The sequence below is a fragment of the Tistrella sp. genome, assembly GCF_002684955.1.
In the GTDB taxonomy this organism is placed as follows: Bacteria; Pseudomonadota; Alphaproteobacteria; order Tistrellales; family Tistrellaceae; genus Tistrella; species Tistrella mobilis.
In genome coordinates this window covers 23930-34007 of record NZ_NYWI01000045.1, presented here as the reverse complement: position 1 = coordinate 34007, position 10078 = coordinate 23930, and the positions used below count along the sequence as shown (strand labels likewise).

At 68.6% G+C, this 10078-nt stretch carries 9 protein-coding genes; 1 reads left to right on the top strand and 8 read right to left on the bottom strand.

The features are described 5' to 3' along the window. Positions 1 to 129 precede the first annotated feature (129 nt). Complete coding sequence (gene pip, locus CMO28_RS15910) at positions 130 to 1146, bottom strand: prolyl aminopeptidase (protein WP_296715129.1); 1017 nt, start codon at positions 1144 to 1146, stop codon at positions 130 to 132. Positions 1147 to 1404: 258 nt separating this feature from the next. Between pip and CMO28_RS15905 the strand changes: the two genes are divergently transcribed. Beyond that, entirely contained in the window at positions 1405 to 2922 is a 1518-nt protein-coding gene (locus CMO28_RS15905) for a M48 family metalloprotease (protein WP_296715127.1), read from the top strand. Positions 2923 to 2935: 13 nt separating this feature from the next. Here the strand turns inward: CMO28_RS15905 and CMO28_RS15900 are convergent, their stop codons facing one another. From CMO28_RS15900 to CMO28_RS15870, 7 genes are all read right to left on the bottom strand, one after another. Next, complete coding sequence (locus CMO28_RS15900; RefSeq protein ID WP_296715125.1) at positions 2936 to 3415, bottom strand: PaaI family thioesterase; 480 nt, start codon at positions 3413 to 3415, stop codon at positions 2936 to 2938. Between the two features lie 17 nt (positions 3416 to 3432). Next, on the bottom strand, positions 3433 to 3867 hold the full coding sequence (locus tag CMO28_RS15895; RefSeq protein ID WP_296715123.1) for a PaaI family thioesterase: 435 nt from the start codon (positions 3865 to 3867) through the stop codon (positions 3433 to 3435). Positions 3868 to 4164: 297 nt separating this feature from the next. Continuing rightward, a complete protein-coding gene (locus CMO28_RS15890; RefSeq protein ID WP_014746568.1) occupies positions 4165 to 5064 on the bottom strand; it encodes an RNA polymerase factor sigma-32 in 900 nt (299 codons plus the stop codon). 224 nt (positions 5065 to 5288) lie between these two features. Further along, the gene (locus CMO28_RS15885) at positions 5289 to 5786 is read right to left on the bottom strand and encodes a CarD family transcriptional regulator (protein WP_014746569.1); all 498 of its coding nucleotides are present in this window, start codon (positions 5784 to 5786) and stop codon (positions 5289 to 5291) included. 454 nt (positions 5787 to 6240) lie between these two features. Continuing rightward, entirely contained in the window at positions 6241 to 6579 is a 339-nt protein-coding gene (fdxA, locus tag CMO28_RS15880) for a ferredoxin FdxA (RefSeq protein WP_062763106.1), read from the bottom strand. 248 nt (positions 6580 to 6827) lie between these two features. Next, positions 6828 to 7262, bottom strand: a complete 435-nt coding sequence (locus tag CMO28_RS15875; RefSeq protein WP_296715120.1) for an RNA-binding S4 domain-containing protein — start codon at positions 7260 to 7262, stop codon at positions 6828 to 6830. Further along, positions 7259 to 9901, bottom strand: a complete 2643-nt coding sequence (locus tag CMO28_RS15870) for a helicase-related protein (protein WP_296715118.1) — start codon at positions 9899 to 9901, stop codon at positions 7259 to 7261. Before CMO28_RS15870 ends, CMO28_RS15875 begins: the two co-directional genes overlap by 4 nt. Positions 9902 to 10078 lie beyond the last annotated feature (177 nt).

The following is a 10078-nucleotide window of genomic DNA, read 5'->3' as shown; positions in this document are numbered from 1 at the left end:
GAAAGGACTCCCTACGCCTCCGACGCAAGGTCGCCGCTTGGGACGACGACTTCCTCGCAAGCCTTATCGCAGCTTAAAAACTTTCACCCGATTCCCCTGGGCCAGGCGGTGGACGGATCGTCGGGCGGGTCAGAAGCTGCGGGGGTGGAGGCCGGTCTGCAACATCCGGCCCATGCGATCCGCGGCCGCGACCAGGGCGCGGCGGGTGCCGGGTTCGAAGGCGGAATGGCCGGCATCCGCGATCATCTCCAGCATCGCCGCGGGCCCCAGATGGCGGGCCAGGGCGAGGGCGGTGGCCGGGGGGCAGATGACGTCGTAGCGGCCCTGCACGATGTGCACCGGCAGCCGCCGGAGCCGCGGGTCGGCACCAATCCGGTCGAGCAGCGGCCGGTCCGCCAGGAAACAGCGATGGGCAAAGTAATGGGCTTCAAGCCGCGACACCGCCAGCATGGCGCGATCTTCGTCGGCGCGGCCGGCCGCGCCGACGCCCGGCGCCAGCTGCGATACCGGCCTCAGGGTCGCACAGGCCCCCTCATAGCCCGACCAGGCGCGCGCCGCCGGCAGGTGGATGCGCGGATCCGGGTCCATCAGCAGCGGCAGATAGCCGGCCAGCGGATCACCCCGCGCGCTGTCGGGCAGATGCCCCAGAAAGACATCCCGGGCCTCGGGGAAGAACCTCCCCATCTCGTGGAGGAACCAGGCGACTTCGTCGTCGGTGCCGAGGAAGATGCCGCGCAGGATCAGCCCGGTCACCCGCTCGGGATGGGTGGTGGCATAGGCAAGAGCCAGGGTCGAACCCCAGGAGCCGCCGAAGACCGCCCAGCGATCGATCCCCAGATGGCGGCGCAGACGCTCGATATCCTCGACCAGATGATCGGTGGTGTTGGCCCGGGTCTCGCCATGGGGGGTCGATCGGCCGCAGCCGCGCTGATCGAACAGAACCGCCCGCCAGATCCGCGGATCGAAGAAGCGGCGATGGGCGGGTTCCGTGCCGGTGCCCGGCCCGCCGTGGAGGAAGACCACGGGCACGCCGTCGGGCCGGCCGCAGGCTTCCCAGGCGAGAACGTGACCATCGCCCACATCCAGACGGCCACGTGCATCGGGTTCAATCGGCGGATGGAGATCGCGGGGTGCGGCATCCATCATCGGCGGGTCTCCACTGGCATCGGCGGCCTTCCGCAGGTTCGGCGACTGTATCGCCACCCGAAGTGTGGCCGATCCCTTATGGGGCACGCAAGCGCAGCCGTGAGACCCAAGGCGCTGGCCCACGTCATGTCGCAGCCTTGTCACGCCTGCACGGGTTGCCTGATCCGGCCCCAGCCGCCATGTTTGTCTCGGCCGGCGGCGTAGCCCTTCCGGCTCCTGCCGTTCAACAGCTCCCGATCCTTCACGAGGCCGAGCCCCATGCCCGCAGCACCGGTGATCGCCCCCCCATCCGACCTCGATCCGCGGTCCGCCCGCCGGTCCCGTCGGATGCATGGCCTGCGCCGGCTGATCGGTGCGGCGGTCATCGGCGTGATGGCGGCCGGCTGCGCCGGCGGCCCGGCGAGCAGCCAGGGGTTCAATCTGATCGGCGACGAGCAGGCCTCTAAGATGGGGGCCGAGGAGCACCCGAAGCTGGTGAAGGCCTTCGGCGGCGAATACAAGGACGAAAAGCTTCAGCGCTATGTCGAGGATATCGGCTTCCGGCTGATGGCGGTGACCGAGATGAAGGATCAGCCCTTCACCTTCACCATCATCGACAGTCCGATCGTGAATGCCTTCGCCCTGCCCGGCGGCTATGTCCACGTCACCCGCGGCCTGATCGCCCTGGCCCATGACGAGGCGGAGCTGGCCGGCGTGATGGCGCACGAAATCGGTCACGTGACCGCCCGGCATTCGGCCCAGCGCATGAGCACCGGCATGATCGCCCAGGTCGGCGCCGGGCTGCTGGGCGCGGTTCTGGGCAGCAGCACGGTTGCCAACATCGCCAATATGGGCGCGCAGGTCTATCTGCAGTCCTATAGCCGCGACCAGGAATTCGAGGCCGACGAACGGGGCACGCGCTATCTTCAGGCCGCCGGCTACGACCCCGGTGCGATGGCGAGTTTCCTGCAGCGGCTGAACGACTATTCGGGCTACGAGGCGAAGCTGCGCGGCCAGGACAACCCGGCCGAGCAGTTCAACCTGATGGCCTCGCATCCGCGGACACCCGACCGGGTGGCCCGCGCCGTGCAGCTGGCGGGTGGCGCCACGGGCGTGCGGCCGGTGGAGCCCCAGCTGGAGGCCATCGACGGCATGGTCTATGGCTCGTCGCGTGCGCAGGGCGTGATCAACGGCCGCAGCTTCAAGCATCCCGAGCTGCGGTTCGCCTTCGAGGCCCCCCCCTCTTACGCGATCATCAACAGCGACGAGAACATCACCGGCTACGGTCCGGACGGTGCCCGCTTCGTCTTCGACATGGCCCGCGCGCCGCGCAACATGGCATTGACGGACGTGCTGGCCCGCAGCGCCGCCGAGGGCCAGCCGCGCCTGCAGAATGTCGAACGCATCACGGTGAACGGCATGGACGGTGCCACCGGTGTCGCCCGGGTGCGGGATCGCAGCGGCACGACGCTGGATGTCCGGCCCATCATCCTGCGTGCCGATGCCGACACGGTCTATCGGGTTCAGCTGATCACGCCGGTCGACGTGCTGCCGAAGGTGCAGGAGGATCTGCGGCGCTTCACCTACAGCTTCCACAGGTTGACCGAAGCCGAGGCCAAGGCGGTGAAGCCGCTGCGCCTCGACGTCGTCACGGTCAAGCGCGGCGACACGGTCGACAGCCTGGTGAAGCGCATGGCGCTGAACGAGGATCCGGAAGGTCTGTTCCGCCTGCTCAACGGCCTGAAGCCCGAAGAGACGCCCGAGCCCGGAACCAGGGTGCGCCTGGTCGTCCAGTAATGTGCGCCTGAGATCAGGATCGGGGCCGGAGATCCACCCGCCGGGTGGAGACCAGTCCGGTCACGACCGGGCCGGTATCATCCACCCGGCCATCGGCATCCCGCAGGAACAGCTCGGCTGAGGCGACACCGATCCGGCCGCCGCCATCGATCACCCGGCCGATGGCTCTGAGCCCGGCCGCCCTGGCGGGGCGCAGCAGCTTGACCGTGTAGTCCAGCGTCATCAACGCCTCCGACGGCCCGAGCAGGGTGGCATTGGCCGAGGCGCCGGCGAAATCGACCAGCGCCCCCAGAATGCCGCCCTGAAACAACCCCTGATGCTCGCCCAGTTCCGGCCGGAAGGGCAGGTCCAGCACGACATGGCCGGGGGCGACGTCCAGAAAATCGAAGCCGAGCAGCCGGGCTGCAGGCATGGACAGCACGAAGGCCCGCAGGCGTGCGCCCGCGTCGATGGTGCCAGGGTCAATGGTGCCAGGGGCGACGGTGTCGGACATGGGCGACGTCTCCGGGATCAGCCGCGCGGCGGCGCGACGTGGAAGGTGGCGGCAGCCTGGGCAATGACCGCATCATCGGCCAGGATCAGCGCCCGGGCGAAGGCCAGCGTCTGGCCGGTCCGGATCATCTCGGGCCGGATCTCCAGCCACTGGCCGATGCGCCCGGCCCCCATGAAATCGACCGAGAGGTTCACGGTCACCAGCCCGCCGGACTCGGGCCGGTGGAGCCAGCAGGTCAGCCCCATGGCATTGTCGGCAAGCGCCGAAATCAGCCCGCCATGGGCGAGGCCGCGCGAATTGGTATGCGCCTCGGCCAGATACAGCCCCAGCTGAAACGCCGTATCGCTCCGCCTGGCCCAGATCGGCCGCCAGGGATCGGTGACCGGGCTGCGGCGATCATGCAATACGAAGCCTTCGGGGACGGGCGGGTCGCCGGCCGGTTCAGCCGTCATGGATCTTCTCCGTCGGTACAGGTCGCAAACAACATCGGATCGCCTGGAAGACTATCACCGCCCGGCGGCGGGCGCCCGGGGCAATCCGCCCAATAAAGTTTTAAATATCATTGGCATAGCCGGGTCTTTGACCAGGCAATGCTCCCCGACCCCCGATCCCGTCCCGAGGGCTCGCCAAAAAAAAGCCCCGGCCGGAGCCGGGGCATAGTGACGTTCGCCATGCGACAGAGTGTCCACGAAGACCGGCAGGCTGGCTGCACGGGCAGGTCTTCGCGAACCTGATGAGAGACGGGCCGGTCAGCCGGCGACCGCCTCAATCCGGTGACGCTCGCCGGCCTCGCGCATCTGGCGGGTGATCGACGAGCGGAGTTTCTCGATGGCGCGCTGCTCGATCTGGCGGACGCGCTCCTTGCTGATGCCGAGTTCCTCGCCCAGTTCCTGCAGCGTGACGGCGTCCTCGCGCAGGCGGCGTTCATGGATGATGACCCGTTCGCGGTCGTTCAGTTCGCGCAAGGCCCGGCGCAGCCAGCGAGAGCGGGTGCCTGCATCGCGCAGTTCAACCACCACTTCCTCGGGTCCAGGGCGATCATCGGCCAGAAAATCGACCCAGCTGTCGCCGCCACCCTCGCTGTCGACGCCTGCATCGAGCGACTGATCAGCGGCCGAAAGCCGGCCCTCCATGGCCTCGACGGCAGCGACATCGACCCCCAGCTCCAGGGCGATCTTCAGCCGGCCCTCATGGCTGATCGGGCCATTGGTGCCTTCGCCCAGCCGGGCCCGCAATCGGCGCAGATTGAAGAACAGCGACTTGTCGCCCGCGGTGGTGCCGGTGCGGACGATCGAGTGGTTGCGGAGAATGAAGTCCTGGATCGCCGCGCGGATCCACCACATGGCATAGGTCGAAAAGCGGACATTGCGATCGGGATCGAACCGGCTTGCAGCCATCATCAGCCCGACATTGCCTTCCTGAACCAGATCGCCCATGGGCAGTGCATAGTTCCGGAACCGGGCCGCGAGGGAGACCACAAGGCGGGCATAGGCGCTGACCAGACGGTGCAGGGCGGCTTCATCACCCGTCTCTCGCCAGGCGCGGGCCAGGGCCAGCTCTTCCTCGCGTTCGAGCAGGGGGGCCCGCATCGACTGTCGGATGTACCGCCGGTCGGCGGTCTGCGAGTCCTGGGTGTCGAGGTACGCCATGGCCGTCTCCCGTCGTCCTTACGCCGAGTCTTTGCCTTGTTGCCTCCGGTCTACGCGGTCAGGCGGGCAATGGATCACCCGGCCTGCAGGAAAAACACGGGGCGGGCCAATTCGGATGCAGTCCGGACGGATTTTTTTGACCGTCGGGCAACGGGCCGCAAAAAAGAACCGCCCGGGCGCGAAGGCCCGGGCGGTTCAAAACCGGATCGCCGGTGATCTGCCGGTCAGGCAGCGGCGTCAAGCAGGGTCTCGAGCTTGATCGCGGCGGTCTTCAGGTCCAGCTGCTCGACGGCGGCGTATTCCCGCGCCAGCCGGTCGAGCGCCAGCTGATACATCTGACGCTCGCTATAAGACTGCTCGGCCTGATCACCGGTGCGATGCAGGTCGCGCACCACTTCCGCGATCGAGGTCGGGTCGCCCGAATTGATCTTGGCTTCGTATTCCTGGGCGCGGCGGCTCCACATCGCGCGGCGGACGCGTGCCCGGCCCTTCAGCGTGTCGAGGGCGGTGGTCATCTCGACCATCGTCGAGAGCGCCCGCATGCCGGCCTTCTCGGCCTTGATCACCGGCACTTTCAGCGTCATCCGATCGTCGTCGAAGCGGATCACATAGAGCTCGAGCGGCATGCCCGCGATCTCCTGTGCCTCAACCGCTTCGATCTTGCCGACGCCGTGCGCCGGATAGACGACCATGTCGCCGGTACCGAACCTCTTCTTCGCCATGGCTCCGCTTCCGTTCTGACGAACCGCTCCCGCAGGGACCGCCGTGCAAGCCTCTCCCGCCGCAGCCATCCAAAGGCGGCCCGGCAGGGTCGGCGGAAAAACCACCCCTGGCGCTCACATCCTTGTAAGCACCCGGGCATGCTGCAACGCGGCGATGCCGCTTCGGGAGGACGAGACGGCCGGGGGCTCGCGCTCCGGGCCGCGGGACTCATTTTGCCGATGACGATCGGGGTCCGGCCGCCGGCTCCGCTGAAGGGAACCATCCTCGACCGGGCTCTGGAGACCCACCGGGGGTCTCGGACTCGTCATCCTGGTGCAAAAATGAAGATAACATGACGGGCTTACGAGATAAAGCCCCGCGCACATGCGTCGAGCGCATGTGCGCGGGGCCTGATCCGCATGGCCGGAACCGACCGGGCGAAGGTGTTCGCGCTCAGGAGAAGAACTTCGGGCGTCAGCCCTGCTGGCCGGGCTTCTCGCTGAAGTGGTTGGCAAGCTTGTCGGGGACGCCGTTCCATTCGTCGGCATCCGCCGGCGCATCCCCCTTGTGGCTGATATTCGGCCACAGCTCGGCATATTTGCGGTTCAGTTCGGCCCACTGTTCCAGACCGTCGTCACTGTCGGGCTTGATTGCCTCGGCGGGGCATTCCGGCTCGCAGACACCGCAATCGATGCACTCGTCGGGATGGATCACCAGCATGTTCTCGCCCTCGTAGAAACAATCCACGGGGCACACCTCGACGCAGTCCTGATACTTGCACTTGATGCAGTTGTCGACGACCACGTAGGCCATGATTGCTGCTCTCCTCGGAACACGTTCGGCGGCGTAGGACGGCCCACGGAGCGGCAACCGTCGGACGGCGCATCATTTTACAACCGACACGTGCGTTATCGCAGTGCGGTCCTGCCTTCTGACGCAACCATACTCAATCCGCAGCGCCGGAAAAGTCCTTTGTGGAAGCATTTTTCCGGCCGATCCACAACAGCGAATGTGGTCGCATGTCTGATCACCGTCGGATTGCGTGCCGCAGACCGGCCGTCTCAGGCCGGGGCCGCCGCCGTTTCGGCAAGCATCGGCGCCGCCGTGGCCACCGGACGCAGATCGGTATAGAGCCCCCGCGCCTCTTCCGCCGGGCCCCGCCGCTCAGCCAGACGTGCCACCTGTACCACCCGGATCCGATTGCCCCACGAGAAGGTCAGAATGTCCCCCGGTTTCACCATCTGGGCCGCCTTGGTGACCGGCATCCGGTTGAGCCGGATGAGCCCGTCGGCACACAGCCGCGCCGCCTGGGTGCGCGACTTGTAGAAGCGCGCACACCAGAGCCATTTGTCCAGGCGCTGGCGGCCGGCGTCGACGCCCGCGGTCAGGGCGAGGTCGTCGGTTGGCAGGATCGCGGCAAAGCCGACGGCATCCTTGTCGGACGAGCGGTTGCGATAGGGGTGGTCGATCTGGTCCGTGGCGGGCCTCTGGGTCATCGGCTGGCACCTCTGCGGATACGTGCGGAGCCTTGGGACGATGGCCGCCCATCGCGCTCCCGCGCGGGGGTGGCCGGGGATCCGGCGCCCTGAACCAGGGCGCCGAGCTTGGCGAAGGGGTTGCCGGGGTCGACGGCCGGCGCCGCTGCGGCCGGGGGCCGGGCCGGCTTGCGGCCGCGATGCGGCTTGCGGGTACGATCGCTCCGCGCCGGCAGCACCGTCATCCGCCCGTCCTCGGCGGTCCGGACCGGATGGCCGAGCGCGGCGAGCAGGGCCGGTGCCTCGGCCTGGGGGCAACCGAGCGGCGCCAGCAGGCCGGGTTCGACCATGAAACCGTCGCGCGCCTCGCGCAGCCCCGCCCTGATCCCGGCATCCAGCCGCTCGATCATGTCGACGCGCACCGCACGCGGGCCGGCCGCAAGATATCCCGCAGCAGCCAGGGCACGGATGGCCCCGGCGGCATCGGGCAGGGTGAGCGAGGTTCGCACCCCGTCGGCGAGCTCGGGCAGAGAGCCTCCGTAACGCGCCGCCAGGAACGGACGCCGCATCCGGATCCGCGCCGGTTCGAACAGCGGCTTCAGATACAGCCAGCGCCGCCCCAGCCGGACGCCGAACCGGGCGAGGCGCTGGCGCTGGTCCGCATCGAGACCGGCAACCAGATCGGCTGCCGCCTCTGCCGGCGCGACCCCGCCGCCTTCGACCAGCCGGAAGGCGATGCCCCGGGCAGCGCCTTTGAGGGCCGCCGCCTCCAGCCGCAGCAGCGGCTCGTCGGCCTCGGCGGCCCTGGCCGCCAGCACGGCCTCCACCCGACGGACCAGATCGGTCGTGGCCTCGGAGAGAAGATGGTCGCGATGCGGCAGAACCAGCTTCGGCCGGCCGTCGGGCTCGGCGCCCAGCCGGCCGAGCACCGCGCCTTCCACGGTGACGGCCGGGGCATCCCCCGGCTCTTCGACCAGCGCCACCACCGGGCCCAGATCGTCGCGGGCCGCCAGCCGGGCAAAACGCGCCTCCAAAAAGCGCCGGATCGCCTTGCGCACCCGGTCGCGGACCGGGCGGATCTCGAGCAGACCCGCCGCCTCTCCGCTCGGCCGGAAGTCGAAACCGTCCAGCCTGCCGACCTCGCGGCCGTCCAGCTCGACGGCGCCGTCATGGGCGACCACCGGCTCCACGGCCCGCCAGGCCTCGGCCTGACGGCTCGCACGGGCCATGTCGCGATCGACGAAGCGCTGGGTCAGCCGGTCGTGCAGGGCGTCCGACAACCGGTCCTCGATCCTCCGGGCCTGAAGCTGGAACTCCCCAGGATCCGCCAGCCAGCCGGGGCGGTTGGCGACATAGCTCCAGGTGCGGATCCGGGCCAGCCGCTCGGTCAGCCGGTCCAGATCACCGTCCACCCGGTCGAGCCGGGCCAGATTCTCGCCGACCCAGGCCCCCGGCAGCCGCCCCTCGCGTTCGGGCTGGGTCAGGTGCAGGAACAGCCGGCGCAGCAGGCCGACATGGGCGGCGCCCACCGCCGCATGGAAATCGGGCACCCGGCAGACTTCCCAGAGCAGCTTCACCGCCTCGTAGCCGCGGGCACGGGCCATCAGCTCGGGCTGCCGCGCCATATGGGCGAGCGCCAGATGGTCTTCCGCGGGTGGGGCGGGGGCGAGCGCATCCAGATGGGGCTGCACGTCCAGGCTGCGCAGCAACGCCTCGACGCTGCGGAAATCAAGCTCGCGCGACCGCCAGAACAGCCGGCGCAGCGGCTGGAAATCGTGATCCTCGATCGCCTCGACCAGATCGGGCGACAGGCCGCCGATCTCGGCCGTGGTGCCGAAGCTGCCATTGCGCAGATGGCGGCCGGCCCGGCCGGCGATCTGGGCCAGCTCCTGCGCCGTCAGCGGCCGGAGATCGCGGCCGTCGAATTTGCGGGTGGCGGCGAAACAGACATGGTCGACATCCAGATTGAGCCCCATGCCGATCGCATCGGTCGCCACCAGGAAGTCGACCTCGCCCTCCTGATACATCTCGACCTGGGCATTGCGGGTGCGGGGGCTGAGCGCGCCCATCACCACCGCCGCACCACCGCGCTGGCGGCGCATGATCTCGGCGATGGCATAGACGTCGGCGGCCGAGAAGGCGACGATCGCGGTGCGCGGCGGCAGGCGGGTCAGGCTCTTGGCGCCGGTATAGACCAGCTTCGACATGCGCGGCCGGCTGTCGATCTCGATGCCCGGCAGCAGGCGGCGCATCAGCGGCGCAATGGTCTCGGCGCCCAGGAACATGGTCTCGGCAAAGCCGCGGGCATGGAGCAGGCGGTCGGTGAAGATATGACCGCGGTCCGGGTCGGCCGCGAGCTGGATCTCGTCGACGCAGAGGAACTCGACGCCCAGATCCAGCGGCATGCTTTCGACCGTGCAGAGGAAATAGCGCGCCTCGGGAGGCACGATCTTTTCCTCGCCGGTGATCAGCGCGACCTTGTCGGCCCCTTTGGCCCGGGCCACCCGGTCATAGACCTCGCGGGCCAGAAGACGCAGGGGGAAACCCATCATGCCCGTGCGATGCGCCAGCATCCGCTCCACGGCAAGATGGGTCTTCCCCGTATTGGTGGGGCCCAGCACCGCACGCAGCCGTGCCGACCCTTCGGGCGCAATCGTCATGAGAGAAGAATCGTACGGCCGCGCCTCCGGTTCAAGTGCGGATCTGCGACGGAATGAAGACGGCCGGATGACGACGGCCGTCCCGTGGCCCCGAGGGTGCGGCCACGCCCTTGATCCGTGACGAACCGCACATATATCGGGCAGGCTTTCGCGCCACCCGCGCATGCCTGACCGCGT